The organism is Streptomyces sp. NPDC047706, from assembly GCF_043204795.1.
In the GTDB taxonomy this organism is placed as follows: Bacteria; Actinomycetota; Actinomycetes; order Streptomycetales; family Streptomycetaceae; genus Streptomyces.
The window spans coordinates 1-26564 of sequence record NZ_JBIDCW010000010.1; the positions used below are offsets into that span (position 1 = coordinate 1).

The 26564-nt window shown below is 73.4% G+C and carries 22 protein-coding genes and 2 pseudogenes; 9 read left to right on the plus strand and 15 right to left on the minus strand.

Translation table 11 applies throughout. The features are described from left to right. Nucleotides 1-103: 103 nt before the first annotated feature. Together lipA and lipB are read right to left on the minus strand one after the other, a co-directional pair. On the minus strand, nt 104-1069 hold the full coding sequence (gene lipA, locus ACGF8A_RS14015; protein ID WP_393107682.1) for a lipoyl synthase: 966 nt from the start codon (nt 1067-1069) through the stop codon (nt 104-106). Nucleotides 1070-1224: 155 nt separating this feature from the next. Then, nucleotides 1225-2022 carry a lipoyl(octanoyl) transferase LipB gene (lipB, locus tag ACGF8A_RS14020; protein ID WP_393107684.1) on the minus strand — a complete coding sequence of 266 codons (798 nt, stop codon included), beginning with the start codon at nt 2020-2022 and terminating at the stop codon, nt 1225-1227. Between the two features lie 249 nt (nt 2023-2271). Here lipB and ACGF8A_RS14025 point away from each other — a divergent pair, with 249 nt between their 5' ends. After that, a complete protein-coding gene (locus ACGF8A_RS14025) occupies nt 2272-3708 on the plus strand; it encodes a regulator (protein ID WP_393107686.1) in 1437 nt (478 codons plus the stop codon). Nucleotides 3709-3924: 216 nt separating this feature from the next. Here ACGF8A_RS14025 and ACGF8A_RS14030 read toward each other — a convergent pair whose 3' ends face one another. Both ACGF8A_RS14030 and ACGF8A_RS14035 read right to left on the minus strand, forming a co-directional pair. Then, complete coding sequence (locus ACGF8A_RS14030) at nt 3925-5289, minus strand: NAD(P)/FAD-dependent oxidoreductase (protein WP_393107688.1); 1365 nt, start codon at nt 5287-5289, stop codon at nt 3925-3927. Between the two features lie 167 nt (nt 5290-5456). Continuing rightward, nucleotides 5457-6353 (minus strand): TIGR01777 family oxidoreductase, encoded by an 897-nt coding sequence (locus tag ACGF8A_RS14035; RefSeq protein WP_393107690.1) that lies wholly within the window; start codon nt 6351-6353, stop codon nt 5457-5459. Between the two features lie 71 nt (nt 6354-6424). Here ACGF8A_RS14035 and ACGF8A_RS14040 point away from each other — a divergent pair, with 71 nt between their 5' ends. Further along, on the plus strand, nt 6425-6913 hold the full coding sequence (locus ACGF8A_RS14040) for a GNAT family N-acetyltransferase (protein WP_393107692.1): 489 nt from the start codon (nt 6425-6427) through the stop codon (nt 6911-6913). Nucleotides 6914-6935: 22 nt separating this feature from the next. Here ACGF8A_RS14040 and ACGF8A_RS14045 read toward each other — a convergent pair whose 3' ends face one another. After that, nucleotides 6936-8117, minus strand: coding sequence for a MarP family serine protease (locus ACGF8A_RS14045; protein WP_393107694.1), 1182 nt, complete (start codon nt 8115-8117; stop codon nt 6936-6938). 158 nt (nt 8118-8275) lie between these two features. Between ACGF8A_RS14045 and ACGF8A_RS14050 the strand changes: the two genes are divergently transcribed. Then, the gene (locus tag ACGF8A_RS14050) at nt 8276-9160 is read left to right on the plus strand and encodes a peptidoglycan recognition protein (protein WP_393107696.1); all 885 of its coding nucleotides are present in this window, start codon (nt 8276-8278) and stop codon (nt 9158-9160) included. A gap of 89 nt (nt 9161-9249) precedes the next feature. Then, entirely contained in the window at nt 9250-9438 is a 189-nt protein-coding gene (locus ACGF8A_RS14055) for a hypothetical protein (RefSeq protein ID WP_393107698.1), read from the plus strand. A 6-nt stretch (nt 9439-9444) separates the two neighbouring features. On the opposite strand, the gene ACGF8A_RS14060 is transcribed toward ACGF8A_RS14055, so the two are convergent. The 8 genes and pseudogenes from ACGF8A_RS14060 to ACGF8A_RS14095 form a co-directional block, all read right to left on the minus strand. Next, complete coding sequence (locus ACGF8A_RS14060) at nt 9445-9963, minus strand: DUF4240 domain-containing protein (protein ID WP_393108072.1); 519 nt, start codon at nt 9961-9963, stop codon at nt 9445-9447. A 76-nt stretch (nt 9964-10039) separates the two neighbouring features. Continuing rightward, nucleotides 10040-11014, minus strand: a complete 975-nt coding sequence (locus ACGF8A_RS14065; RefSeq protein WP_393107700.1) for a helix-turn-helix transcriptional regulator — start codon at nt 11012-11014, stop codon at nt 10040-10042. Between the two features lie 58 nt (nt 11015-11072). Next, on the minus strand, nt 11073-13775 hold the full coding sequence (aceE, locus tag ACGF8A_RS14070; RefSeq protein WP_393107702.1) for a pyruvate dehydrogenase (acetyl-transferring), homodimeric type: 2703 nt from the start codon (nt 13773-13775) through the stop codon (nt 11073-11075). A 325-nt stretch (nt 13776-14100) separates the two neighbouring features. After that, a pseudogene (locus tag ACGF8A_RS14075) lies at nt 14101-14205 on the minus strand (ABC transporter permease); the annotation flags it as partial. Between the two features lie 183 nt (nt 14206-14388). Then, on the minus strand, nt 14389-15012 hold the full coding sequence (locus ACGF8A_RS14080; protein ID WP_393107704.1) for a GntR family transcriptional regulator: 624 nt from the start codon (nt 15010-15012) through the stop codon (nt 14389-14391). Between the two features lie 246 nt (nt 15013-15258). After that, nucleotides 15259-17043, minus strand: a complete 1785-nt coding sequence (gene sucB / locus ACGF8A_RS14085; RefSeq protein ID WP_393107706.1) for a 2-oxoglutarate dehydrogenase, E2 component, dihydrolipoamide succinyltransferase — start codon at nt 17041-17043, stop codon at nt 15259-15261. 63 nt (nt 17044-17106) lie between these two features. Continuing rightward, on the minus strand, nt 17107-18495 hold the full coding sequence (lpdA, locus tag ACGF8A_RS14090) for a dihydrolipoyl dehydrogenase (RefSeq protein ID WP_393107708.1): 1389 nt from the start codon (nt 18493-18495) through the stop codon (nt 17107-17109). Between the two features lie 511 nt (nt 18496-19006). Further along, entirely contained in the window at nt 19007-20542 is a 1536-nt protein-coding gene (locus ACGF8A_RS14095; protein WP_393107710.1) for a leucyl aminopeptidase, read from the minus strand. A gap of 365 nt (nt 20543-20907) precedes the next feature. Between ACGF8A_RS14095 and ACGF8A_RS14100 the strand changes: the two genes are divergently transcribed. Then, nucleotides 20908-21231, plus strand: coding sequence for a hypothetical protein (locus tag ACGF8A_RS14100; protein WP_393107712.1), 324 nt, complete (start codon nt 20908-20910; stop codon nt 21229-21231). Nucleotides 21232-21270: 39 nt separating this feature from the next. Continuing rightward, nucleotides 21271-22112: pseudogene (locus ACGF8A_RS14105) on the plus strand (endo alpha-1,4 polygalactosaminidase). 6 nt (nt 22113-22118) lie between these two features. On the opposite strand, the gene ACGF8A_RS14110 reads toward ACGF8A_RS14105, so the two are convergent. Next, entirely contained in the window at nt 22119-22901 is a 783-nt protein-coding gene (locus tag ACGF8A_RS14110) for an adenosylcobinamide-GDP ribazoletransferase (protein ID WP_393107714.1), read from the minus strand. Nucleotides 22902-22963: 62 nt separating this feature from the next. On the opposite strand from ACGF8A_RS14110, the gene ACGF8A_RS14115 reads away from it, so the two are divergent. Both ACGF8A_RS14115 and ACGF8A_RS14120 read left to right on the plus strand, forming a co-directional pair. Then, a complete protein-coding gene (locus ACGF8A_RS14115) occupies nt 22964-23728 on the plus strand; it encodes a hypothetical protein (RefSeq protein WP_393107716.1) in 765 nt (254 codons plus the stop codon). Between the two features lie 9 nt (nt 23729-23737). Continuing rightward, the gene (locus tag ACGF8A_RS14120) at nt 23738-23980 is read left to right on the plus strand and encodes a hypothetical protein (RefSeq protein ID WP_393107718.1); all 243 of its coding nucleotides are present in this window, start codon (nt 23738-23740) and stop codon (nt 23978-23980) included. Between the two features lie 275 nt (nt 23981-24255). On the opposite strand, the gene cobT is transcribed toward ACGF8A_RS14120, so the two are convergent. Beyond that, the gene (gene cobT / locus ACGF8A_RS14125; RefSeq protein ID WP_393107720.1) at nt 24256-25344 is read right to left on the minus strand and encodes a nicotinate-nucleotide--dimethylbenzimidazole phosphoribosyltransferase; all 1089 of its coding nucleotides are present in this window, start codon (nt 25342-25344) and stop codon (nt 24256-24258) included. A gap of 161 nt (nt 25345-25505) precedes the next feature. On the opposite strand from cobT, the gene ACGF8A_RS14130 reads away from it, so the two are divergent. After that, nucleotides 25506-26558: a class I SAM-dependent methyltransferase gene (locus ACGF8A_RS14130; RefSeq protein WP_393107722.1), complete on the plus strand. Its 1053-nt coding sequence runs from the start codon at nt 25506-25508 to the stop codon at nt 26556-26558. The last annotated feature ends 6 nt before the right edge of the window (nt 26559-26564 follow it).

Below are 26564 nucleotides of genomic sequence, written 5' to 3' on the forward strand. Positions count from 1 at the left end.
GCCCCCCCCCCCCCCCCCCCCCCCCCCCCCCCCCCCCCCCCCCCCCCCCCCCCCCCCCCCCCCCCCCCCCCCCCCCCCCCCCCCCCAGTCAGGTGACGCCGTGTCAGACGGCCTGCGCCGCGATGTACGTGCCCCGCTTCTCGACGGCCATCCGGTACAGCCGCCCGGCGCGGTACGAGGAGCGCACCAGCGGGCCGGACATCACACCGGAGAAGCCCATTTGCTCGGCCTCCTCCTTCAGCTCCACGAACTCCTGCGGCTTGACCCAGCGCTCCACCGGGTGGTGGCGCACCGACGGGCGCAGGTACTGCGTGATGGTGACCAGCTCGCAGCCGGCGTCGTGCAGCTGCTTCAGCGCGTCGCTGATCTCCTCGCGGGTCTCGCCCATGCCGAGGATCAGGTTGGACTTGGTGACCAGGCCGTAGTCGCGGGCCTCCGTGATGACCTTCAGGGAGCGCTCGTAGCGGAAGCCGGGGCGGATGCGCTTGAAGATCCGGGGGACCGTCTCGACGTTGTGCGCGAAGACCTCGGGGCGGGACGAGAAGACCTCGGCCAGCTGCTCGGGCACCGCGTTGAAGTCGGGGGCGAGCAGTTCGACCTTGGTCCGGCCGGCCTCGCGGTCCGCGGTCTGCGCGTGGATCTGGCGCACGGTCTCGGCGTAGAGCCAGGCGCCGCCGTCCTCCAGGTCGTCGCGGGCGACGCCGGTGATGGTGGCGTAGTTCAGGTCCATGGTGACCACGGACTCGCCGACGCGGCGGGGCTCGTCGCGGTCCAGCGCCTCGGGCTTGCCGGTGTCGATCTGGCAGAAGTCGCAGCGCCGGGTGCACTGGTCGCCACCGATGAGGAAGGTCGCCTCGCGGTCCTCCCAGCACTCGTAGATGTTGGGACAGCCGGCTTCCTGGCAGACCGTGTGCAGGCCCTCGCTCTTCACGAGGTTCTGCATCTTCGTGTACTCGGGGCCCATTTTCGCCCGGGTCTTGATCCACTCGGGCTTGCGCTCGATGGGGGTCTGGCTGTTGCGGACCTCCAGGCGCAGCATCTTGCGTCCGTCGGGTGCGACTGCGGACACGACCGGCTCCCTAGCGATTGATTCTTCGGCGTTCCCCAGGGTACGCCCGTTGATTTGGTGGCCGATGACGATGCCGGCCTTGCCGGGTGCTGCCGCCCCCGGACCCCGCTCAGGCCCTGCAGGGGCCATGTCCTCCAACGCCGGACGGGCCGGATCTATGCCGGCGTCCTCTCGATCGCCCGCGGCCGCAGGTCCGCGTTCTCCAGTACGTCCCGCAGGTGGCGTTCGACGACCGGGAGCACCTCCGCGATCGTCACGTCGCGGCCCAGTTCGGCCGCCAGGGAGGCGACGCCCGCGTCGCGGATGCCGCAGGGGATGATCTTGTCGAACCACTTGTTGTCCGGGTTCACGTTGAGCGCGAAACCGTGCATCGTGACGCCCTTGGCGACCCGGATGCCGATCGCGGCGATCTTGCGGTCCTCGCGGCGCTGGCCGGCGTTGGAGGGGGCGTACTCGGGTCCGTCGAGGCGCGGGTCGAACTCCTCGTCCTGCAGACGGGGGTCGAAGTCGAGGGAGAGGCCGCCGAAGGAGGGGCGCTGCTCGACCGGGTCACCCAGGACCCAGACGCCGCTGCGGCCCTCGACCCGGGTGGTCTCCAGGCCGAAGTCGGCACAGGTGCGGATCAGCGCCTCTTCCAGCCGCCGTACGTGCGCCACCACGTCCACCGGGCGCGGGAGCTTCTGGATCGGGTAGCCCACCAGCTGGCCCGGGCCGTGCCAGGTGATCTTGCCGCCGCGGTCCACGTCGATGACGGGGGTGCCGTCGAGCGGGCGCTCGCTGTCGGCCGTGCGCCGGCCCGCCGTGTACACCGGCGGGTGCTCCAGCAGCAGCACGGTGTCGGGGATCTCGTCGGCGAACCGCGCCGCGTGCACCCGGCGCTGCTCGTCCCACGCCTCCTGGTACTCGACGGCGTCCGCACCGAATCCCATACGGACGAACCGCAACTCACTCACGGCAAGCGCCTCCCTAGAAGGTCGTAAGGCACGAAAAGCGCCTACGCCACTGTACGACTGCCAGGGGTGCGTCAGCGCTGGTGGCAATCCTCACACGATCGGATGAATGAACGTCGAAGTGTGCGATCAGTTGCTCACTCTCCGCTACATTCGCGCCGTTCACGAGGCCATAAGGGCTGCTCACAGGCAATCCGGGCAGCACGGCGGCAATGGCCGCCGAAAGCCCGAAGGCAGGAGACCGCACCGCAGATGACGGAACGACCCGCGCAGCGCACTCCCAACCGCCAGCTCGCCGCGCTCATCGCAGAAGCGGGGTTCTCCAACGCAGGTCTCGCCCGTCGCGTGGACCAGCTCGGCCTCGAACACGGACTCGATCTGAGATACGACAAGACGTCCGTCACCCGCTGGCTGCGTGGACAGCAGCCCCGAGGAACGACCCCGGCGCTCATCGCCGAGGTCTTCACCCGCCGGCTCGGCCGCCGGCTCACCGCCCAGGACCTGGGCCTGGACGCCTGCGCCCCGGTCTACGCGGGCCTCGAGTTCGCGGCCGGTCCGGAGGAGGCCGTCGACATCGTCAGCGGCCTGTGGCGCAAGGACTCCGGAAGCCATGCCGAGCTGCGCAAGATCGCGTTCACCCCGGCCGGGCTGGTCGTCCCCAGCCGGGACTGGCTGATCGGCCGGGCAGACGAGCGGGTGGCCCGGGGCGAGTCCCCGGCCCGGGTGCCCGTGCAGGGCCGTCCCGCGGTGCCCCAGCAGCGCGGCCGGACCGAGCGCGGACCCGGCCACCGGGTCACCGGCGGCGACATCGCCGCGCTCCGCTCGGTCGCCGAGCTGTTCCGCACCCTCGACAACGCCTACGGCGGCGGCCACGCCCGGCAGGCCCTGGTGCGATACCTGGAACACGAACTCGAACCGATGCTGCGCGCCAGCTACGGCGAGCAGACCGGCCGGCGGTTGTTCGCCGCCGCGGCCGACCTCACCCGGCTCGCCGGCTGGACGTCGTACGACATCGCCGCGCACGGCCTCGCGCAGCGGTACTTCGTGCAGGCGCTGCGGCTGTCGCAGGCCGCCGGGGACCGGGCCTACGGGGCGTATGTGCTGGTCACCATGAGCCGGCAGGCCGTCTATCTGAGCCACGGACGGGAGGCCGTGCAGCTGGCGCGGGTGGCCCAGCAGGGGGTGGGCGGTTCCGCGCCGCCCGTCGTGCAGGCGCTGCTGCACTCCGCCGAGGCACGGGGGCACGGGGTCCTGGGCGAGGTGCGGGCGTGCACCGCGTCCCTGGTGCGCGCCGAGCGCGCGCTGGAGGCGGCCCGGGCGGGGGACGACGTGCCGTCCTGGGCGCGCTTCTTCGACGAGGGGCAGCTCGCCGACGAGTTCGGGCACTGCCACCGGGACCTCCAGCAGTTCCGGGCCGCGGCCCAGCACGCGGAGCGCTCCCTGCAACTGCGGCCCGCCGGGCTCGCCCGCAGCAGGCTGTTCTGCCGTGTCGTCCTCGCCACCGCCCGGCTCGGCCTGGGCGAACTGGACCAGGCCTGTCAGCTGGCCGCCGAAGCGGCCGGCCAGGCGGCGGAGATGCGCTCGGTACGGGCGGTGGAGTACGTCAGGGACTTCGAACGCCGCCTGGAGCCCTACCGGGACGCGGCCCCGGCCCGCAGCTACCGGGACAAGGTGGCGGCGCTGAACTGAGCGACGGGCGCGGCGCAGGGGCGGACCGCCGTCGCCGTGGGCGGTGGCTCCCTGTCGTCGTGGGTGGCGCCGGGGCGGACCGCTTCCGTCGCGGGCGGTTCCCGGGACGGAAGCGACGGAAGCGGCACGCCCCGCTCCTTCGGGTGCGGATCCGTTCCGGCGCCGGTACCTCTGGCCGCCGCCCGCGCGCCCCTCGCGGGTGGGCCGGGCCGTTGCTCAGGCCGCGCGGGCGGTGGGCGTCGGGTCCGCGGTGTGCAGGGAGTCCGACGCCCCCAGGTCCGCCAGGATCGCCGCGGACGCGCGGCGGCCCGAGTGCAGGGCGCCCTGGACCGTGCTGGTGTCCCGGTGGTCGCCGCACACGTACAGCCCCGCCAGCAGGCGCACCGGCCGGCGCAGATCGTGCGGCGGCCGCATCACCGGGACGGCCTCGGCGGTGCGCTGCACGGCGAGCGTCTCCCAGCGCGCCGTCGACGTGCCGTACAGCCGCGCAAGATGTACGCGCACCGCCGTGTCGACATCGCCCGGCGCGGTCCCCAGCACCGTCGACGACACCAGCGCGCGCCCGGCCGGCGCCCGCGCCGGGTCCACCGCGCTGACCACCGCCGTGTGCGCCACCGGCCCGCCCCGGTCGGCGTCCAGCAGCAGCGACGCCCCGGTCTGCGGCGGCTCGTCGGTCGTGTGGTGCACCACCGTCACCGGGTGGAAGTCCGGCACCCGCAGCCCCGGCAGCAACTCGGCCGCCGTCCGCGCGTCCGTCGCCACCAGCACCGCCCGGCACCGGAACTCCCCGTGCTCGGCGGTGCTCACCGACGTCGTGGACACGCCGGTGACCCGCACCCCGGTGCGCACCGAACCAGGCGGCAGCCCGTGCGCGAGCAGCTCCGGCAGCACCTCGGCGCCGCCCTCCGGCAGGCACATCCGCCCCGCCGCGAACGCCCGCAGCGCGAGGTCGGCGCACCGGCTGGAGGTGGTCAGCTCCGGGTCGCACAGCAGCGCGGCGAGCAGCGGGCGCAGAAAGCCGTCGATGGTCCGGGAGGGCAGCCCGCGCGCCGCGAGGGCCTGTCCGGCGGGCAACTCCGGCCGCGACAGCAGCCGTTCGACGGGCGTCGCGCCGATCCGGGCCAGCGCGGCCCCGAGCCGTGCCTGGTCCATGGCTCCGCCCAGCGGCGCACCGGCCGGTCCTCTGGCCCCGGCGGCCGGCCGCGGCGTCACCCGGGGGGCGCTCGCAAGGGCGCGCACTGCATGGAGTGCGCCCCTTGCGCTCCCGCTGCCCGCCGGGGCGCCCGCACGGTGCCGGCGCCCGTCGCTGTGCAGCAGGACGCCGGGGGCGAACGCGCGCAACGCGAGCGCGCCGAGCCCCGGTGTCAGGCGCAGTTCGGGATACGACGTGAACAGGAGCTGCCCGATGCGGTCGAGCCGGAAGCCGTCCACCTTCTCCGTCGCCATCCGCCCGCCCACACAAGGGGCTGCCTCCAGCACGGTGGTCGCGATTCCTGCACCGGTCAGCCGATGCGCCGCGGCGAGGCCGGCGATCCCGGCTCCCACGACGACGACGTCCGCCTGATACGCGGGCTCAAGCACGTGCCCCTCCTCGACGTTGCACGGCCGGTGGAGAGCTCATGCCCTCAACCGGCTCTGGGGATACCCGAGTTGAGTCGAGGTTAGGCTTGGGTTCGGTCAGGGGCAGTCGCGCATGAGCAGGGCACGGTCGCACGGCGGTCGCATACGGTCAGACGCGTCGGCACACCTCACCCCGCCGCCCGAATCGCCCCCTCGATCCCCGGGAACGCGAAGCCGAACCCCGACTCCAGCAGCCGCTTCGGCACCACCCGCTGACTGCCCAGCACGTCCCCGGCCATCTCACCCAGCGCGGCCCGCAGCACCGGCGACGGCACCGCGAACAGCGTGGGCCGGCGCAGCACCCTGCCCATCGCCTCGGTGATCTCACGGTTCGTCAGCGGCTCCGGGGCGGTCAGGTTGAACGGCCCGGACAGGTCCTCCCGGTCCAGCAGGTGCCGGATCGCCGCGACCTCGTCGTGCAGCGACACGAACGACCAGTACTGCCGCCCGTCCCCGAGCCGCCCCCCGAGTCCCGCGGAGAACAGCGGGAACAGCCGCCCCCAGGCGCCGCCGTCGCGGGACACCACCAGCCCGGTCCGCGTGTACACCGTGCGCACCCCGGCGTCCCGGGCGGGCGCCGCGGCCGACTCCCACTCCACGCACAGCTCCGGCAGGAAGCCCCGCCCCGGGGGCGCCTGCTCGTCGACGGCCCGCTCCCCGGTGTCCCCGTAGTAGCCGATCGCGCTGCCGCCGACGAAGACGCGCGGCCGCCGCTCCGCCGGGAGCCCCGCGACGGCCCTGGCCAGCGTCGCCGTACCGAGCACCCGGCTGTCACGGATCTTCGCCTTGTACGCCTCGGTCCAGCGGCGGCCGCCCACTCCGGCGCCCGCCAGGTTGACCACCGCGTCGCACGCGGCGAGCCCGGCCGTGTCGACGTACCCGCCCTCGGGGTCCCAGCGGATCTCGTCCGCCGCCCGGGGCTCCCGCCGCACCAGACGCACCACTTCGTTCCCGTCGGCGGTCAGGGACCGCACGAGGGCACTGCCGATGAGGCCGGACGCGCCGGCCACCGCGATTCGCTCCATGCGTCCATCCTGCCGGTCGAGCGGGCACAAGGCCCGGACTGGCGCTCGTACGGCCGCCGTACAGTGACGTCATGCCGGTTCCGTACATACGTCACGCCAGGTACGCCGACGAGGAGACGCTGGGACGGCTGGACCGAACCTGCTGGTCCGTGCTGCACTCCGTCCAGCCGCGCCCCAGGCCGCCGTACGAACCCTTCTTCAGCGACCGGTTCGGGCCGCGCGACCATCTCGTCGCCGAAGTCGCCGGAGCGGTCGCCGGCTACATCCGGCTGGGACTGCCCACGCCGCTGGAGAGCAACGCGCACGTCCGCCAGATACAAGGCCTGGTGGTCGCCGAGGAGGCCCGTGGCGGCGGGGCCGGCCGGGCACTGCTGCGGGCCGTGCAGGACGAGGCACGGCGGCAGGGCGCCCGCCGGATCACCCTGCGGGTGCTCGGGCACAACACGCCGGCCCGGGGGCTCTACGAGGCGGAGGGCTTCGTGGTGGAGGGGGTGCTGCCGCAGGAGTTCTTCCTCGACGGGCACTACGTCGACGACGTGCTGATGGGCCGGATCCTCTGAGCCACCGCGCGGTGCCGGGGCGTCACGAGCTCACCAGCTCGCCCGTCTCCACCGGCACCGTCGCGTCCGCCGCGCGCGCCGCGTCACCGGCGACCTCGGCGGCCGTCAGGACGTACCCCGTCTCCGCGTCGGAGGTGGAGCGGGCGAATACCATGCCGAACACCCTGCCCTCGGTGGTGAGCAGTGGGCCACCGGAGTTGCCGGGGCGGACGGTGGAGCGGATCGAGTAGATCTCCCGCGTGACGTTCTCGTCGCTGTAGATGTTCTGGCCGGTGGCCCGCACCCGGTTGGCGACCGTCGCGGCCTGCAGGTCCAGGTTGCCGTCCTGCGGGTAGCCGGCGACCACGGCCGCGTCGCCCCGCTCGGCGTCGTCGAACTCCAGGGCGGGGGCGGGCAGATCGGGGACGTGGAGCACCGCCACGTCCCTGTCCGGGTCGAAGAGCACCACCCGCGCCCGGTACGACGGCCCGACCCCGCCGACCCGGACGGTCGGCTCGTCGATGCCCGCCACCACGTGCGCGTTGGTCATCACACGCTCGGCCGTGTACACGAACCCGCTGCCCTCACGCCCCTGGCCGTCCGCCACGCCCTCGACCTTCACGGTGCTCCGCCGGGCGGCGTCGGTGGCGCTCGCCGTGACGTTGTCCCCGGAGGGTCTGGCCACCTCGGCCGTCGACTCGCTCTCGAAGGGGTTGAACACCTGCGGGAAGCCCGCCTCGGTCAGCGCGGACGTGGCCCGCGAGAACCAGCCCGGTGTGGCGTCCGGCATCGCGGTCTGCACCGCGCCGAGCAGCCGCGAGTCCCGGATCGCGCCCGTCAGCAGCGCGGACGAGGACGCGGCCAGCACGCTCGCCGCCACCCACGCCACGATCAGCACGGCCACCGAGTTCGCCGCCGCCCCGCCGACCCCGTCGGCCACCCTGAGCGGCCCTCGCTCCAGCTCCCGCCGCAGCCGCAGCGCCGGCCGCCCCGCCAGCTCGTGCCCCACCACCGCCGGCACCAGCACCGTGAGGACCGCCGTCACCGTCGCCGCCGTGGTCCCCGGCGACACCAGGTCCATCACCCACGGCAGGATCCACACGCCGATCACCGCGCCGCCCACGAACCCGGCGAGCGAGACACAGCCGGCCACCAGCCCGCGCCGGTAGCCGGAGCCGGCGTAGATCAGGATCACCAGCGCCAGCAGGATGTCCAGCAGGTCCACGGAGCCGCCTTTCTCCAGTCCCGGTCGGTGCGCGCGGGTACGCGCCCCACCACGCCTTGATACGCGCCGGACGGGCCCAGTGATCAGCCACGCCCGCGGTGCCGGACCGGAAACCGGCCACGTGTGCGTGTACCCGAAAAACGTCACCGACCCGGACGATGGTTCCACCAGGTGGCACAGCACACATCGCGGGCGGACCGGACCGGCCCGACAGTGGGTCCATGCGTGTCCTGAAACGTGGCATGAGAAGAAGACGGGGAGCGCGGCCCCGCGCCGTGCACATACCCGGCGCCGTGACGCTCGCGGGCTGTCTGCCCGGCCTCGCCGCGGTCATGGCCCTGGCCCTGTGCGCGAACGCCGTGGACCGGTCGGCGACGGCCGCCCGCGACGCCCGGACACTCGCCACCCGCGTGCCCGCCCCGCACTCCGCCCCTCGGCCGCCCGTCGTCCCCCGCTCGTTCTGGGCCGAGGGGAGCGCGACCACCGGCAAGCAGCCGCCGCCGCGCTACGACGACTCGGTCGTCGCCGTGTTCGTGCACCACACGGACACGCCCAACTCCTACCGCTGCGCCGACGTCCCCCAGATCATCCGCGACCTCTACGCCGGCCAGACCGGCGCCCGCGACTTCGACGACATCGGCTACAACTTCCTCGTCGACCGCTGCGGGACCGTCTACGAGGGCCGCGCGGGCGGCGTCGACCGCCCCGTGACCGGCGCCCACACCGTCGGCTTCAACCACCGCACCGCCGGCATCGCCGCCATCGGCACCTTCACCGCGGGCGCCGAGGTGCCGCGCGTGATGACCGACGCGATCGCGGCGCTCGCCGCCTGGAAGCTCGGTCTGTCGGGCACCGACCCGCACACCGAGGTGCGCCTGGTCTCCAGCAGCAGCCTCAGCCGCTTCGCCGCCGGCACCCCCGCCACGCTGCCTGCCCTGGCCGGCCACGGCGACGGCTACATGACCAGCTGCCCCGGCGCCGCCCTGACGGCGCGCCTGCCGGAGATCAGGGACCTGGCGGCCCGGTTGCAGGGGCGCCCGTGAACGCCCCGGGAAGGCCCCGGCCGCCCCGCGGGGGGCCGCAGGGCCCGCAGCCTGGTGTGCCGGACGGGGACGGACCGGAGGCGGAGATCATGAGCGATGGCACCGGCACGTGGAGCGAGGCCCTGCGCGGGCCGTGGCGCGTGCTCTGCGCGGTCGCGACGGTCGTCGTGGGCCCGGACGCGGCCATAGCGAACGCCCTCGACCAGGCCAACGCGGCACCGCTGCGCCACGCCGCGGACCAGACGCAGGCGTACTTCCCCGCGGGCCTCGAAGGCTGACCGCTCTCACTCCTTGAAGCGGGCCCACAGCCGTGGATACCGCTCCGCGAGCGCCGCCTCGTTCTCGAAGTCCACCGGCGTGCCCTCCGGTTCCGCCGCGGCGGGTGCGATGCCGAGGTCGGGGGCGACGGTCCCGGTCAGCTGCTCGTAGGCCTCGTCGGCCGCGTAGCCCAGCTCCTCGCCGTCGCCGTCGATCTCCTCGTCGAACTCGTCCAGCAGGTCGGCGAGCGCGTCGGGGACGTGCACGGCACCCTCGTACACCTCGCGGCCCTGGCCGATCAGCCAGCACCGGAAGAAGTCGAAGGCGTCGTCGCTGGCCCCGTCGAGCAGCACCCACGCGGCACCCCACAGGTCCCAGGTGTACGCGCGGTTGTAGCGGGCCTCGAAGTGACGGGCGAAGTCGAGGACCTCGTCGGGGTCCAGCTGGAGGAGCCTTTCCACCAGGAGGTCGGCCTGCTCCTCGGGGTCGCCCTCGGCGGCCTCGCGGGTGGCGTCGATCAGCTCCCAGAACTCCGTCTCGTCCATCACGGGTCAAGCATCGGGCCTTCCCGGGTGGGGCGCACGCGGAGTGCGGTGGATTGTTATCGGAGGTAGGGCCGCGTCAGCGGCCGTACAGCCGGGCGAGCCGGGCCGCGTCCCCGGCGAAGCGGGCCCGCAGGCTCGCCGGAGCCAGCACCTCGACCTCCGCGCCGAGCGCCGTGAGCTGGGTGTGGGCGACCTCCTCGGACTCCACCGGCAGTGTCAGCGTCACCCATCCGACGGAATCCGGCGGCCCGGCGTCGTCCAGCGCCTCGCGGGCGGCGAGCGGATCGACGGCGTGCGGCAGGGCACGCGCCCCGGCGGGGGAGAGCCGCACCCGGACCTCGGCGCGCAGGATGGAGCGCGCGAACTGCTCGGCCCGCTCCTCCCAGAAGGCGGGCAGGTCGAAGTCCTCGTCCCGCACGAACCGCTCCTCCCCGGTGGCGACGGCGGTGAACCGGTCGATCCGGTAGACCCGCCACGCCCCCTGCGGCGCCGCGCGTGCGCACAGGTACCAGACGCCCGCCTTGAGTACGAGCCCGTACGGCTCCAGCTGCCGCTCCACCTCGCCGTCGCCCCGGCGGTAGCGCGCGGTGAGAGGCCGGTCGTCCCACACCGCGTCCGCGACGGCGGGCAGCAGTTCGGGCGTGCGGGGCTCCTTGAACCAGTTCGGCGCGTCCAGATGGAAGCGCTGCGCGGCCGTACGGGACGCGTCGCGCAGGGAGGGCAGCAGGGCGGCGGAGACCTTCAGCCGGGCCGCCGACGCGGCGTCCTCGAGACCCATCTCGCGCAGCGCCCCGGGCACTCCGGACAGGAACAGCGCCTCGGCCTCACCGCGGTGCAGGCCCGTCAGCCGCGTACGGTACCCGCCGATCAGCCGGTACCCCCCGGCCCGCCCCCGGTCGGCGTACACCGGGACCCCGGCCTCGGACAGCGCCTGCGCGTCCCGGGTGACGGTCCGCTCGGAGACCTCCAGCTCGCGGGCGAGCTCGGCGGCGGTCATGGCGGACCGGGACTGGAGCAGGAGCACCATCTTGATCAGGCGGGCAGCGCGCATGGCCCCATCATGCAAGAGGCCCCCGCCGCGGCGGGGGCCTCCGGAAACCGGCCGCTGCCTACAGGCCGTACTTCTCGCGGGCCTCCTTCACGGCCGTCGCCTTGACCTCGCCACGCCGGGCGAGCTGGGCCAGGGCCGCGACCACGATGGACTCCGCGTCGACGCCGAAGTGGCGGCGGGCGGCCTCACGGGTGTCCGACAGGCCGAAACCGTCGGCGCCCAGCGAGGACCAGTCCTGCTCGACCCACTGCGCGATCTGGTCGGGCAGCTGGCGCATGTAGTCGGAGACCGCGAGGACCGGGCCCTCGGCGCCCTGGAGCGCCTGCCGTACGTACGGCACCCGCTCCTCGCCGCGCAGACCGGCCGCGTCGGCCTCCAGCGCGTCCCGGCGCAGCTCGCTCCAGGAGGTCGCGGACCACACGTCGGCGGCCACACCCCACTCCTCGGCGAGCAGCCTCTGCGCCTTCAGCGCCCAGTGGATGGCCGTGCCGGAGCCGAGCAGCTGGATGCGCGGGGCGTTCGCCGGCACGGCCACGCCCGCCGACTCGGCCGTGTTGAAGCGGTACAGGCCCTTGACGATGCCCTCGTCGATGCCGAGGCCCTGCGGCTTCGCGGGCTGCGGCAGCGGCTCGTTGTAGACCGTCAGGTAGTAGAAGACGTCCTGGTCCTCGCCCGGCTTGGCCTCGCCGTACATCCGGCGCAGACCCTCACGGACGATGACCGCGATCTCGTACGCGAACGCCGGGTCGTAGCTGAGCGCGGCCGGGTTGGTGGCCGCGATCACCGGGGAGTGGCCGTCGGCGTGCTGCAGGCCCTCGCCCGTCAGCGTCGTACGGCCCGCCGTCGCGCCGACGAGGAAGCCGCGGCCGAGCTGGTCGCCGAGCTGCCACATCTGGTCGGCCGTGCGCTGCCAGCCGAACATCGAGTAGAAGATGTAGAACGGGATCATCGTCTCGCCGTGCGTGGCGTACGACGTCGAGGCGGCGATGAAGTCGGCCATCGAACCGGCCTCGGTGATCCCCTCGTTGAGGATCTGGCCGTTCTGGGCCTCCTTGTAGTACATCAGCTGGTCGCGGTCGACCGGCTCGTACGTCTGGCCCTTGGGCGAGTAGATGCCGAGCGAGGGGAACAGCGACTCCATGCCGAAGGTGCGCGCCTCGTCGGGGACGATCGGCACCCAGCGCCTGCCGGTCTCCTTGTCGCGGACCAGGTCCTTGACCAGGCGGACGAACGCCATGGTCGTCGCGACGTTCTGGGAGCCGGAGCCCTTGTCGAAGGCCGCGAAGGCCTTCTCGGCGGGCGCGGGCAGCGGGGCGACCGGGTGCACCCGGCGGGCCGGGGCCGGTCCGCCGAGCGCGGCGCGGCGCTCCTGGAGGTAGCGGACCTCGGGAGAGTCCGTGCCCGGGTGGGCGTAGGGCACCACGCCGTCGACGAACGCGCTGTCGGCGATCGGCAGGCCGAGCAGGTCGCGCATCGTCTTGAACTCGTCCACCGAGAGCTTCTTCATCTGGTGGTTGGCGTTCTTCGACGCGAAGCCCGCACCGAGGGTGTGGCCCTTGACCGTCTGGGCCAGGATCACGGTCGGCGCGCCCTTGTGCTCGACGGCGGCCCGGTACGCGGCGTAGACCTTGCGAGGCTCGTGGCCACCGCGGGAGAAGTGGAAGCAGTCCAGGATCTTGTCGTCGCTGAGCAGCTTCGCCATCTCCGCGAGCGCCGGGTCGGTTCCGAAGAAGTCCTGGCGGATGTAGGCGGCGTCGCGGGTCTGGTACGTCTGTACCTGCGCGTCCGGCACCTGGCGCAGGCGGCGTACGAGCGCACCCGTGGTGTCGAGCTGGAACAGCTCGTCCCAGGCGGAGCCCCACAGCGACTTCACCACGTTCCAGCCGGCGCCGCGGAACTGGGCCTCCAGCTCCTGCACGATCTTGAAGTTGGCGCGGACCGGGCCGTCGAGGCGCTGGAGGTTGCAGTTGATGACGAAGGTGAGGTTGTCCAGCTCCTCACGCGCGGCCAGCGCGAGCGCCGCCGTCGACTCCGGCTCGTCCATCTCGCCGTCACCGAGGAAGGTCCACACGTGGGAGGAGGAGACGTCCTTGATGCCGCGGTTGGTGAGGTAGCGGTTGAACCGCGCCTGGTAGATCGCGGAGAGCGGACCGAGGCCCATCGACACCGTCGGGAACTCCCACAGCCAGGGCAGCCGGCGGGGGTGCGGGTACGACGGCAGTCCGTTGCCGCCGGCCTCGCGGCGGAAGTTGTCGAGGTGGTGCTCGCTCAGCCTGCCGTCGAGGAAGGCGCGGGCGTAGATGCCGGGGGAGGCGTGGCCCTGGATGTAGAGCTGGTCGCCCGACCCGTCGGCCTCCTTGCCCCTGAAGAAGTGGTTGAAGCCGGTCTCGTAGAGCCAGGCCGCGGAGGCGAAGGTGGCGATGTGGCCGCCTACGCCGTACTTCGCGCCGCGGGTCACCATGGCGGCCGCGTTCCAGCGGTTCCACGCGGTGATCTTCCGCTCCATCTCCTCGTCACCGGGCACGGACGGCTCGGCGGCGGTGGGGATGGTGTTGACGTAGTCCGTCTCCAGCAGCTTGGGCAGCGAGATGCCGGTGCCCTCGGCGCGCTCCAGCGTGCGGCGCATCAGGTAAGCGGCACGGTGCGGCCCGGCGGCCTCGGCCACGGCGTCCAGGGAGGCCTGCCATTCGGCGGTCTCCTCCGGGTCGCGGTCCGGGAGCTGGTCGAGCGCGCTCGGCTGGATGGCGTGGGGGTCGGTCATGTCGCCGCCTTCCTCAGTCGAAGGGGGGTTCCCTCATCGGTAAGGGTTCGGGGGTGCCCTTTGTCTTTGGCAGGACAGGGCGTGAGGCTTTGGTGGAAGCCCGTCGGGAACTGTAACTCCCTGATCGATGATCGATCAAAGGCTTGGCCGCCAAAACCTCTTGTTCACAAGAAAGTCGGCACGCGGTGCCTCGTGCTGGGGCACCCGGTGCCGGACTCTCCTGTGGTTTGCGCAGGTGGAAGTGCGTCTGAGTGCTCTCTGGCCGGGCCGGCACCCGGGCGGACGGGTGCGCGATCCGGCGCACGCGCCCCTTTGAGGCGGGCGACCAGGCATGCTGGTGGCCGCGGAAGTACACGGCCGTGTGCCCCGCGTTGACCGACGCCCCCGGTGCCGGCCGGCGGCCGATCTCCCCGAGCGGGGAGGGCGGTAGGTGTACGGGCCGGCGGCGCGACGAAGAGGCATGCCGCCGCGGCGATGATCAGGACCAGCGCGGTGGCGGGCAGAAAGGGCGACTCCTTGAACCTGTCCCACGCTCCTCGCGCGTGGGCGGTCCGCCGTCAACACCGTGCGCCGCATCGGACATACGGCAACATTACGGGCCGTGACACAGTGCTCACGCCCGCGGCGCGCACCCCAGGACATGGGACTTCACGATCTCCGCGATCCGCGGATCCCGGCGCCGGAAGGCCGCGACCAGCTCCTCGTGCTCCTCGGCGTAGGACTGCTGCACCGTCCCCAGCCAGCGGATCGACAGCGCGGTGAAGACCTCGATGCCGAGCCCTTCCCAGGTGTGCAGCAGCACGGAGTTGCCGGCGGCGCGGACCAGTTCGCGGTGGAAGCCGACCGTGTGCCGCACCTGGGCCGTGCCGTCCGCGTTCCGGTCGGCCTCGTACAGGGCCGTGACATGCGGCTCCAGCGCGGAGCAGTCCTCGGCGAGCAGCTCCGCCGCCAGCTCGGCGGCGATGGCCTCCAGGCCGGCCCGCACCGGGTAGCTCTCCTCCAGGTCGGCCGCCGTCAGGTTCCGCACCCGCACACCCTTGTTGGGCGCGGACTCGATCAGGCGCAACGACTCCAGCTCGCGCAGCGCCTCGCGGACCGGCGTCTGGCTGACCTCCAGCTCCGTGGCGATCCGGCGTTCCACGATCCGCTCGCCCGGCTTCCAGCGCCCGCTGATGATGCCCTCCAGGATGTGCTCGCGGATCTGTTCGCGCAGCGAGTGGACGACGGGGGCGGTCATGAGAGGCTCCTTAGGGCGCGTTTGACGTTTAGACAATAAGGCCGTCCACGCGTCGGGGAGGGGCGCACGGGGGCGCTTTGACGCAGGTGAGACGAGGCGCACACGCTTGCTCGTGCGGGGTCTTCCGCGGCCGGCCGCAGCGGTCGTGGGTGGCGGTGCGCGCGGTTCCCCGCGCCCTCAAAGGACGATGCCCCCGCCCGGGGTTCCCGGGCGGGGGCATCGTTGGTGTCCGGCTGGGCGCCGTGCTTACAGGCCGAGCTCGACCTCGAACTCGCCCGCCTCAAGGATCGCCTTGACCGCCGTCAGGTAACGGGCCGCGTCGGCGCCGTCGACCAGGCGGTGGTCGTAGGAGAGGGTCAGGTACGTCATGTCGCGGACGCCGATGACCGTGCCCTCCTCCGTCTCGATGACGGCCGGGCGCTTGACCGTGGCGCCGATACCGAGGATCGCCACCTGACCCGGCGGCACGATGATCGTGTCGAACAGCGCGCCACGCGAACCGGTGTTGGAGATGGTGAAGGTCGCGCCGGACAGCTCGTCCGGGGTGATCTTGCTGGCGCGGACCTTGCCGGCCAGCTCCGCCGTGGCCTTGGCGATGCCGGCGAGGTTGAGGTCACCGGCGTTCCTGATGACCGGGGTCATCAGGCCCTTCTCGGAGTCCACCGCGATACCGATGTTCTCGGTGTCGAAGTAGGTGATGGTCCCCTCGGCCTCGTTGATCCGGGCGTTGACCGGCGCGTGCGCCTTCAGCGCCTGGGCCGCGGCCTTGACGAAGAACGGCATCGGGGACAGCTTGACGCCCTCGCGGGCCGCGAAGGCGTCCTTGGCCCGGGCGCGCAGCTTCATCAGGCGGGTGACGTCGACCTCGACGACCGACGACAGCTGCGCCTGCTCGTGCAGGGCCTTGACCATGTTGTCGCCGATGACCTTGCGGATCCGCGGCATCTTCACGGTCTGGCCACGCAGCGGGGAGACCTCCAGGGCGGGGGCCTTCTTCGCGGCGGCCGGGGCGGCGGCGGCCGGAGCCGGGGCGGCCGCGGAAGCCTTGGCGGCCTCGGCGGCGGCCAGGACGTCCTGCTTGCGGATCCGGCCACCGACGCCGGTGCCCTTGACGGTGGCCAGGTCGACGCCGTTCTCGGCGGCGAGCTTGCGCACCAGCGGGGTGACGTAGGCACCCTCGTCGGTCGCCTGCGCCGCGGCGGGAGCCGGAGCCTGGGCGGCCGGCGCGGGAGCCGGGGCGGCGGGCTGCGCCGGAGCCGTGGGCTGGGCCGGAACGGCGGGAGCCGCGGGGGCCGGTGCCTGCGCGGCCGGTGCCGGAGCGGCCGGAGCCGGCGGGGCGGCGGGCGCGGCCGGGGCCTCGGTGGCGGGCTCCGGGGCGGGGGCGGCCGGGGCCGGGGCAGCGGCCGGAGCCGCACCCGGGGCGCCGATGACGGCCAGCTTGGCGCCGACCTCGGCGGTCTCGTCCTCGCCGACCACGATCTCCAGCAGCGTGCCGGAGGCGGGCGCCGGGATCTCGGTGTCGACCTTGTCGGTGGACACCTCCAGCAGCGGCTCGTCGGCCTCGACGCTGTCGCCGACCGACTTCAGCCAGCGGGTGACCGTGCCCTCGGTGACGGACTCGCCGAGCGCGGGCAGGACCACGTCCGTGCCCTCGGCGCCGCCACCGGCGGCGGCCTCGGCGGTGGGCGCCGGGGCCGGGGCGGCCTGCTCGGCGGACGGCTGGGCCTGCGGGGCAGGCTCCTCGGCCGGCTCCTCGGCCGGCGCCGTGGCCTGCTCGGCGGCCGGCGCGCCGGTGCCGTCGTCGATCACGGCCAGCTCGGCGCCGACCTCGACCGTCTCGTCCTCGGCGACCTTGATGGAGGCCAGCACACCGGCGGCCGGGGCCGGGATCTCGGTGTCGACCTTGTCGGTGGAGACCTCGAGCAGCGGCTCGTCAGCCTCTACGCGCTCACCCTCGGCCTTCAGCCAGCGGGTGACGGTGCCCTCGGTGACGCTCTCGCCGAGCGCCGGAAGGGTTACGGAAACCGCCATGGTTTCGGTTGCTCCTTACGAAATTGCGGAAGTCTGTGTCGTCGCGCCCAGTGACCGAGGGGGTCAGTCGTGGGAGTGCAGGGGCTTGCCGGCCAGCGCCAGGTGGGCCTCGCCGAGCGCCTCGTTCTGCGTCGGGTGCGCGTGGATCAGCTGGGCGACCTCGGCCGGCAGCGCCTCCCAGTTGTAGACCAGCTGGGCCTCACCGACCTGCTCGCCCATACGGTCGCCGACCATGTGCACGCCGACCACCGCGCCGTCCTTGACCTGGACGAGCTTGATCTCGCCCGCGGTCTTCAGGATCTTGCTCTTGCCGTTGCCCGCCAGGTTGTACTTCAGGGCGACGACCTTGTCCGCGCCGTAGATCTCCTTGGCCTTGGCCTCGGTGATACCCACGGAAGCGACCTCGGGGTGGCAGTACGTCACCCGGGGCACGCCGTCGTAGTCGATCGGGACGACCTTCAGACCGGCCAGCCGCTCCGCCACCAGGATGCCCTCGGCGAAGCCGACGTGCGCGAGCTGGAGCGTGGGGACCAGGTCGCCGACCGCCGAGATCGTCGGGACGTTGGTCCGCATGTACTCGTCGACGAGGACGTAACCGCGGTCCATGGCGACCCCGGCCTCCTCGTAGCCCAGGCCCTGCGAGACCGGGCCGCGGCCGACCGCGACCAGCAGGACCTCGGCCTCGAACTCCTTGCCGTCGGCAAGGGTGACCTTGACCCCGTCGGCCGTGTACTCGGCCTTCTGGAAGAAGGTGCCCAGGTTGAACTTGATGCCGCGCTTGCGGAAGGCGCGCTCAAGAAGCTTGGAGCTGTTCTCGTCCTCGACCGGCACGAGGTGCTTCAGGCCCTCGATGACCGTGACGTCGGTGCCGAAGGACTTCCAGGCGGAGGCGAACTCGACGCCGATGACACCGCCGCCCAGCACGATCGCCGACTTCGGCACGCGGTCCAGGACGAGGGCGTGGTCCGAGGAGATGATCCGGTTGCCGTCGATCTCCAGACCGGGCAGCGACTTCGGCACGGAACCGGTCGCCAGCAGGACGTGGCGGCCCTGGATGCGCTGACCGTTCACGTCCACCGAGGTCGGGGAGGACAGCTGCCCCGCACCCTCGATGTAGGTCACCTTCCGGGAGGCGACGAGGCCCTGCAGGCCCTTGTAGAGGCCCGAGATCACCTCGTCCTTGTACTTGTGGACCCCGGCGACGTCGATGCCCTCGAACGTCGCCTTCACACCGAACTGCTCGCTCTCGCGGGCCTGGTCGGCGATCTCGCCCGCGTGCAGCAGGGCCTTGGTGGGGATGCAACCCCGGTGCAGGCAGGTGCCGCCGACCTTGTCCTTCTCGATCAGGGCGACGTCCAGGCCCAGCTGAGCCCCGCGCAGGGCCGCGGCGTAACCACCGCTGCCACCGCCGAGGATCACTAGGTCGAAAACGGTGCTGGCGTCGTTCGCCACGTCACGTCCTCCATGCATGTGCGCCGTACGCCGGTCGACGATGACCGGCTGGCGGCTGGTGTCCGGCCGCTGTACTTCGGCCCTTCGGTGGGGCCCTGTCCTGCCGAGCCCCATCTTCGCACTTGTCGGCACCGGACGAGACGCGGGGCCAGGGTGTGATACGTCGCACGCTCGGCTGTCACACACGGGAGGCTTCGCCTGTCGACGGAAGGGAGGGACGTCGCCGCAGGCGGCGCGGGGAGCCGGGCGACGACGCGGCGACCCTCCACGACCCGGTGGGCGGACGTCGGTCCAGGTCGCCCGCGGTGACTGGGATGTGGTCGCGGGCCTGCGGTCGCCGGCGGCCGGTCAGGAGGTCGCCGCGAGGGGCGCGGGGAACTGCGCGACCGGCCGCAGCCCACCCGCACCCGCGGCGCGGCGACCCTCCACGACTCGGTGGGCGACTGCGCGACCGGCCGCAGCCCACCCGCACCCGCGGCGCGACAGCCGGGCACGACTCGGTGGGCGGACGTCAGCCCAGGTCGCCGGAGGCCGTCAGCTCGGCCAGCCGCACCAGCGTGCGCACACCCGAGCCCGTACCGCCCTTCGGCGTGTATCCGAACGGCCCCTGCTCGTTGAACGCGGGCCCGGCGATGTCCAGGTGCGCCCAGGTGATGCCCTCGCCCACGAACTCGCGCAGGAAGAGGCCGGCGACGAGCCCGCCGCCCATCCGCTCACCCATGTTGGCGATGTCGGCGGTGGGGGAGTCCATCCCCTTGCGCAGGTGCTCGGGCAGCGGCATCGGCCACGCGGCCTCGCCGACCTCCTCGGCCGCCTCGTGCACCGCGGAACGGAACGCGTCGTCGTTGGCCATCACGCCGAACGTCCGGTTGCCGAGCGCCAGCACCATCGCGCCGGTCAGCGTCGCCACGTCCACGATCGCGTCGGGCTTCTCCTGCGACGCCGCCCACAGGGCGTCCGCCAGCACCAGCCGGCCCTCGGCGTCGGTGTTCAGCACCTCGACGGTCTTGCCGCTGTACATCCGCAGCACGTCGCCCGGCCGCGTGGCGGACCCGGACGGCATGTTCTCGGCCAGCGCCAGCCACCCGGTGACGTTGACCTCCAGTCCGAGCCGGGCGGCGGCGACGACGGCCGCGAAGACCGCAGCCGCACCGCTCATGTCGCACTTCATCGTCTCGTTGTGACCGGCCGGCTTCAGCGAGATGCCGCCCGAGTCGTAGGTGATGCCCTTGCCCACGAACGCGAGGTGCTTCTTCGCCTTGGGGGAGGTGTACGACAGCTTCACCAGCCGCGGCGCGGACGCCGAACCGGAGCCGACGCCCAGGATGCCGCCGTAGCCGCCCTTGGCCAGCGCCTTCTCGTCGAGCACCTGCACCTTGATGCCGTGCTCCTTGGCCGCGGCCTGGGCGACCGCGGCGAACGCCTCCGGGTTGAGGTCGTTGGGCGGGGTGTTGACCAGGTCGCGGGCGCGGTTCAGCTCCTCGGCCACGGCCGTCGCGCGCTCCACCGCCGCCTTGTGCGCCTTGTCGCGCGGCTTGGCGCCGAGCACGGTGATCTCGGCCAGCGGGGCCTTGCCGTTCTTCTTGTCCTTGGCGGCGCCCGCCTGACCGTTCTCCTTGTACGCGTCGAAGGAGTACGCGCCGAGCAGCGCGCCCTCGCCGATCGCGCCGGCCGCCGCCGCGTCCGCGACCGGCAACGCGAAGGCGGCCTTCTTGGCGCCGGCCAGCGCGCGGGCGGCGGCGCCGGCGGCCCGGCGCAGTGCCTCCGCGTCGTACTCCGCGTCCTTCACCGGCCGGGCACCCAGACCCACCGCCACCACGAGCGGCGTCTTGAAGCCGGCGGGGGCGGGCAGCTTCGTCACCTCGCCCTCGGCGCCGGAGGCACCCAGGGTCTCCAGGACGCCGGCGAGTCCGCCGTCGTACGCCTTGTCAACGGCCTCGGCGCCCGGTGCGACGACCGGGCCCTTGTCGCCCTTGGCGACACCGATCACGATCGCGTCGGCCCGCAGGCCGGGCGCCGCGGCGGTGCTGAGAGTGAGAGCAGTCACGGTGGTGAAATCTCGCTTCCGATGTGAAGTTTCTGTGGCCGGAGGATGGGCCGACCGGGCCCGACAGCCGACCGTAGATTCCTCGTGCAGTGGAGTCTGTACCTGGACCGGCATCGACCTGGCACGAGCCTACGCCCGGTGTCTGTTCGAGCATTCAAGCGGTCGTTCACCTGTCAGTGGCGTCGTCGCCATTTACCGATCCTCGCACTCCGTGAGCCGAGTCACACTCGTCGGGTCCGGGCGAGCCGGACGCTCACATCGTCCCGCAGGAGTCCCGGATCGCGCTCGGGCACGCCCTGGACAACGACCCGCACCCGCACCACGTCCACCGGTCCAGCCTCGCCGAGGACCGGCTGCCGTACCCGGTGCTGGACGGGGTGCTCGCCGAGTACCGGGCGCTGTTCGCGGACAACACCCCGGTGGAGAACCTCGGCCAGAAGGCCGTGGGCACCGGGCTCCAGCGCCGCGCCGCACGGCAGCAAGCCGTCGCGGACAACCGCGTCACCGCGTACCGGATCGGCAACACGGTCACCGTCAGCGCGCCGAGCGGTGTGGAGATCCCGGTGCCCGCGCCGCAGGGCACGCGGCAGCAACTCCTGCTCGGGGCCGGCCCCCTTCGGCACGGCCTACGCGGGCAACCGCTCGGCCCTGGGCGACCCCCGGCCTCCTGCGGCCGGCACTCACCCTGAAGTCGCAGCAGGGCGACGCCGAAGGGCCACCGCCCACCGATGAGCACCCCGCCGGTCCCTGGGAGATCATCCGTGGGTCACCCTGCCGCACACCCTGGAGCCCTCACTGTGAGACACCCTGTCCTCCTCCTCGCCCTGCTGGCGCTGCTCGCGGGCTGCGCGTCCGACCCGGAGCCGCCGGGGGAGGCATGGCAGCCGCGCCCCGGCACGGACTGGCAGTGGCGGCTGCGGGGCCGTCTCGACACCTCCGCCGACGCGCCGGTCTACGACATCGACGGCTTCGACAACTCCGCGGCCACGGTCGCCGAACTGCACGACAAGGGCCGCAAGGTCATCTGCTACCTCTCCACCGGTGCATGGGAGGACTGGCGGCCGGACGCGCGGAAGTTCCCGAGCTCCGCTCTCGGCAAGGGCAACGGCTGGGACGGCGAACGCTGGCTCGACATCCGCCGCACAGACGTCTTGCGGCCGCTGATGGCCGCCCGCATCGACCTGTGCGGTGACAAGGGCTTCGACGCCGTCGAGCCGGACAACATGGACGGCTGCAAGAACCCCACCGGCTGACCGCCCACGGCCGCCGACCAGCTCCGCCACAACCGCCTGATCGCCGGCCTGGCCCACGAACGCGGCATGGCGGTGGGCCTGAAGAACGACCTCGACCAGATCCCCGAACTGGTCGGCGACTTCGACTTCGCGGTCAACGAACAGTGCGCCCAGTACGGGAATGCGAGGCACTCACCCCCTTCGTCGAGGCGGGCAAGGCGGTCTTCAACGCCGCGTACGAACTTCCCACCGCCCGCTTCTGCGCCGAGTCCCGCAGGCTGAAACTGAGTTCGCTGCTGAAGAAGTACGAACTGGGGGTCTGGCGCCGGACCTGCTGAGACGCCTCACGCCAGGACGAGCACCAGCAGTGCCGTCGTCGCCGCCGTCTCGGCCAGCCCGCCGAACACATCGCCGGTGACCCCGCCCAGCCGGCGGACGCAGTGGCGCAGCAGCACCTCGGCGGCCACGGCGGAGACGACCACCGCGAGGGCGGCGCGCAGGACGCCGTACGGCCCGAGCAGCGCCCCGGCGGCCGCGGCGGCCCCGGTCACCGTGAGGGCGGCACCCACCGCGCCGCCCACCGGGACGACTCCGGCGACTGCCGCGCCCAGCCCCTCGGGCCGGGCGGCCGGCACCCCGGCGCGGGCGGCCAGCGTCAGCGCCACCCGGGCGGCGGTGGCCGCGACGACGGTGGCGAGCGCACCGCGGATCCAGGAGCCGTCGTAGAGCTGCGCCAGGGCCGCGACCTGCGCCAGCAGGACGAAGACCAGGGTGAGCACCCCGAACGGCCCGATGTCCGACTGCCTCATGACGCGCAGCGCGTCCTCGGCGGGCCTGCCGCTGCCCAGCCCGTCCGCCGTGTCGGCCAGGCCGTCCAGATGCAGGCCACGGGTGAGCACGGCGGGAACGGCGGCGCCGGCGACGGCGGCCAGCAGCGGGCTCGCGCCGAGGAACAGCAGCAGCAGACCGGCACCGGCCGCGCACAGGCCGACGACGAGCCCGGCCAGCGGGGCGCAGAGCATCCCGCCGCGCGCGGCCTCGCGGTCCCAGCGGGTCACCCGTACCGGCAGGACCGTGAGCGTGCCGAAGGCGAAACGGAGTCCGTGCGCGGGCGGGATCAGGGGCATCCGGGCAGGTTACGCGACCGCTTGCGGAGCACTTCCCCCCGATCCTGGGCAGACTTGGACCCATGGGGAACTGGCTGGAACGGAACATCATCGAGCCCGGCAAGCTCCCCCTGCTGCTCGCCCTCACCGCCTTCGTGCTGACCTTCCTGATCACCCGGCTGATCACCCGCATGATCCGGGCGGGCCGGGGCCCCTTCGGCAACGTCAGCGCGGGCGGCGTGCACGTCCATCACGTGGTGCCCGGCGTCGTCCTCACCCTCGTCGGCGGCTTCGGTGCGGTGGCCGGCGGCCGGCAGGGCTTCGGGTCCTACCTCTCGGCGGTGATCTTCGGGATCGGGGCGGGCCTGGTGCTGGACGAGTTCGCGCTGATCCTGCATCTGGCGGACGTGTACTGGACCGAGGCGGGCCGCAAGAGCGTCGAGGCCGTGGTGCTCACCGCCGCGCTGGTGGGCTTGTGGGTGGCCGGGTTCTCCCCCTTCGGCGTCAACGACCTCGACCAGGAAGAACTCCAGGACCGGGGCTCGGTCATCACCACGGTCGCCGTGAACTTCCTCCTCTCGCTCGTCGCCCTCGTCAAGGGCAAGACGCGGCTGGCGATCCTGGGCGTGATCGTGCCCTTCATCGCCGTGTTCGGCGCGATCCGGCTGGCCCGCCCCGGCTCGCCCTGGGCCAAGCACCTCTACCGCCGCCGCCCCCGAGCGCGGGCCAGGTCACGTCTGCGGGCCTACCACCACGACCGCCGCTGGCTGGGCCCCACCCGGAAGTTGCAGGACTGGCTCGGCGGCCCGCCCGACCCGGAGCGCGCCCGGGCCCTGGAGAGCCGCTGACGCGGCGCGGTGAGCGCGCACAGCACGGCAACCGCCACGGTCGCCGCCAGGTGCTCCCTGCCGGCGAGGTTCTCCTTCACCAGCACCTCCACCACCATCGCCACGACGACCGCGGCGGCGGTGACGGTACGCCCCGTACCGTCGGCCGACGTACACCGCGAGGCCGGCGACCGCGGCCGGCGGGCCGGTGTCCACGACCTGCGCGTGCGGGGCCGGCGGGCCCAGGGGGTGGCCGGGGCGAGGGCGAAGTGACCCCGGGACCGGCCGTGCGCGCAGTGCGGCAGGGCGGTGAGGCCGACCGCCGCGAGTGCCATCGGCACGGCCCGTGCCCCGCGCGCGCAGCCCCTCACGGACCGTACGGCGCGGCGGCCCCCACTCGGCGCGGGCCCGGCGGGCGAACGGGTTCATCGAGGGCGGCTGCGGGGGTGCGGCGGGTCGGCCCGCGGACGCGACGGCACGCACAGAGACCGCCCGGAACGTGCCGAACGTCGGCGCCGCCCCGTGTGACCCGCGCCCCCCGGCGTCCGCTACGCCCCCTCCGGGGCCTCGGCCGGCGCCTTCTGCTCGACCTCGGGCTTCTCGGGCAGCTCCGCCGCGAGCGCCGCGGCGGCCTGCACCAGGGGCAGCGCCAGCAGGCCCCCCGTGCCCTCCCCGACCGACAACCCCTGGTCGAGCAGCGGCTCCAGGGCCATCCGGTCCAGCGCCTTGGCCTGCCCCGGCTCCCCGCTGTCGTGCCCGGCCAGCCACCAGTCCGGCGCCCGGAACGCGATGCGCTGCGCCACCAGCGCGCACGCGGCGGCCACCACGCCGTCCAGGATCACCGGCAGCTTCCGCACGGCGCACTGGAGCAGGAACCCCGTCATCGCCGCGACGTCGGCCCCGCCGACCGCCGCCAGCAACTGCAACTGGTCCCCGAGCACCGGCCGCGCCCGCCGCAGCGCGTCGCGGATCGCCGCGCACTTGCGCATCCACGCCAGGTCGTCGATCGCGAGCCCGCCCCGCCCGGTCACCACGGACGCGTCGGTCCCGCACAGCGCCGCCACCAGCACCCCGGCCACCGTGGTGCCGCCCACGCTGACGTCGCCCAGCACCACCAGATCCGTACCGGAGTCGGCCTCCTCGTCGGCCACCGCGACCCCGGCCCGGAAGGCCGCCTCGGCCTCCTCGGCCGTCAGCGCGTCCTCGATGTCGATCCGCCCGCTGCCCCGCCGCACCCGGTGCTTCACCACATCCTCGGGCAGCGCCCCCGGATCGCAGTCCAGCGCCATGTCCACGACCCGCACCGGCACACCGAGCCGCCGGGCGAGCACGGACACCGGGCGGCCGCCCTCAAGGACCTCACGCACCAGTTCGACGGCGCTGCCCGCGGGTCGCGCCGACACCCCGAGCTCCGCGACACCGTGGTCACCCGCGAACAGCACCACCCGCGGCCGTTCGACCGGCCGCACCGGAGCGGCGCCCTGCGCCGCCGCCAGCCACTCACCGAGGTCGTCCAGGCGCCCCAGCGATCCGGGCGGCACGATCTGACGCTCCCGGCGCGCCTCCGCGTCGCGGCGCACCCCGCCGTCGGGGCGCTCGATCTGGTCGGTGAAGTCGTCGAGATTCAGCGAGCTCATTCGCCGAACAGTACCGGCCCCGGCCGAACGGGACGGCGCCACAGGGCGACCAGGAACCCACCACGTCGTTGCACCCAAGATCGCGATCCCATACGTTCCGTTTTGCAGCGGATTGTCATACGTCCCTCCCCGCCCTGTCCGTCGCGCCCCGGGAGCCGCCCATGTCGTCGTCCGCCCCTTCCGCCCTGCCGGCGATCGACCTGCGCCGCGCCAAGTACCTGGCCGAACTCGCCCAGGGCACCGAGCGTTTCCACGCGCCGCGCCGCGAGAGCTGCCCCTGGTGCGACGGGCAGCGCCTGCGCGTCCGCCTCACGGCACCCGACGTGATCCAGGGCAAGCCCGGCACCTTCACCGTGGAGGAGTGCGAGGACTGCGCGCACGTCTTCCAGAACCCGGGCCTCACACCCGAGGGCATGGCGTTCTACCACCGGGACCGGGACGGGTACGAGAGCCCGCCCGCACGCCGCCTCGACCGCGCGCGGGTGCGGGCGATGCTGCACGTCCCGGAACCGGAGAGCTGGCTCGACGTAGGCACGGGCGACGGCGGCTTCCCGGCCACCGCGCGGCAGTGGCTCCCGTACACGTCCTTCGACGGCACCGACCCCACGCCGCGAGTACTGCGCGCCCGCGCGACGGAACGCGTGGAGGAGGCCTACGTGGGGCACCTGACCACCCCCGGCCTGCTGGGCCGGCTGCGGGGCCGCTACGACGTGGTGAGCGTCTTCCACCGGCTGGAACGGGCGCCGTCCCCCCGTGAGGAGCTCAAGGCGGCCATCGCCGCCCTGCGCCCCGGCGGGCACCTCGTCCTCGAACTGGCCGACCCGCAGAGCGGCTTCGCCGCCCTCCTCGGCAAGTGGTGGCCCGGCCATGCGCAGCCCGCCCAGCTCCACCTGCTGCCGCAGACCAACGTCCTGGAGGCCGTGGAGTCCCAGAACTGCACGATCCTCACCACGGACACGTGCGCCGCACACACCCCCACGGACCTCGCCACGGCGGCGACCCGCCTGCTGTCCTGGGCCGTCCCCGCCGACACTCCCTGGCGGGCCGGACCGCCCTCCGCGGCGCGGCAGGCCGCGCGCGTGGCCCTGACCGCGGCCGCCGCGCCGCTCCGCCTGACCGCCAGGGCGGCCGACCACACCCTGGCGCCCCTGATCCGCCGCAGCTCCTACTCCAACGCGTACCGGGTGATCGCCCGCAAGAACCCCCAGCCGTAGCGGTGG

What these genes read in the sequence shown, in the direction of transcription:
- ACGF8A_RS14025 (WP_393107686.1), top strand. Translation starts at nt 2,272, where the DNA reads ATGACGGAACGACCCGCGCAGCGCACTCCCAACCGCCAGCTCGCCGCG.
- ACGF8A_RS14035 (WP_393107690.1), bottom strand. Translation starts at nt 6,353, where the DNA reads ATGGAGCGAATCGCGGTGGCCGGCGCGTCCGGCCTCATCGGCAGTGCC.
- ACGF8A_RS14040 (WP_393107692.1), top strand. Translation starts at nt 6,425, where the DNA reads ATGCCGGTTCCGTACATACGTCACGCCAGGTACGCCGACGAGGAGACG.
- ACGF8A_RS14050 (WP_393107696.1), top strand. Translation starts at nt 8,276, where the DNA reads ATGGTTCCACCAGGTGGCACAGCACACATCGCGGGCGGACCGGACCGG.
- ACGF8A_RS14055 (WP_393107698.1), top strand. Translation starts at nt 9,250, where the DNA reads ATGAGCGATGGCACCGGCACGTGGAGCGAGGCCCTGCGCGGGCCGTGG.
- ACGF8A_RS14060 (WP_393108072.1), bottom strand. Translation starts at nt 9,963, where the DNA reads ATGGACGAGACGGAGTTCTGGGAGCTGATCGACGCCACCCGCGAGGCC.
- ACGF8A_RS14065 (WP_393107700.1), bottom strand. Translation starts at nt 11,014, where the DNA reads ATGCGCGCTGCCCGCCTGATCAAGATGGTGCTCCTGCTCCAGTCCCGG.
- aceE (WP_393107702.1), bottom strand. Translation starts at nt 13,775, where the DNA reads ATGACCGACCCCCACGCCATCCAGCCGAGCGCGCTCGACCAGCTCCCG.
- ACGF8A_RS14080 (WP_393107704.1), bottom strand. Translation starts at nt 15,012, where the DNA reads ATGACCGCCCCCGTCGTCCACTCGCTGCGCGAACAGATCCGCGAGCAC.
- sucB (WP_393107706.1), bottom strand. Translation starts at nt 17,043, where the DNA reads ATGGCGGTTTCCGTAACCCTTCCGGCGCTCGGCGAGAGCGTCACCGAG.
- ACGF8A_RS14110 (WP_393107714.1), bottom strand. Translation starts at nt 22,901, where the DNA reads ATGCCCCTGATCCCGCCCGCGCACGGACTCCGTTTCGCCTTCGGCACG.
- ACGF8A_RS14115 (WP_393107716.1), top strand. Translation starts at nt 22,964, where the DNA reads ATGGGGAACTGGCTGGAACGGAACATCATCGAGCCCGGCAAGCTCCCC.
- cobT (WP_393107720.1), bottom strand. Translation starts at nt 25,344, where the DNA reads ATGAGCTCGCTGAATCTCGACGACTTCACCGACCAGATCGAGCGCCCC.
- ACGF8A_RS14130 (WP_393107722.1), top strand. Translation starts at nt 25,506, where the DNA reads ATGTCGTCGTCCGCCCCTTCCGCCCTGCCGGCGATCGACCTGCGCCGC.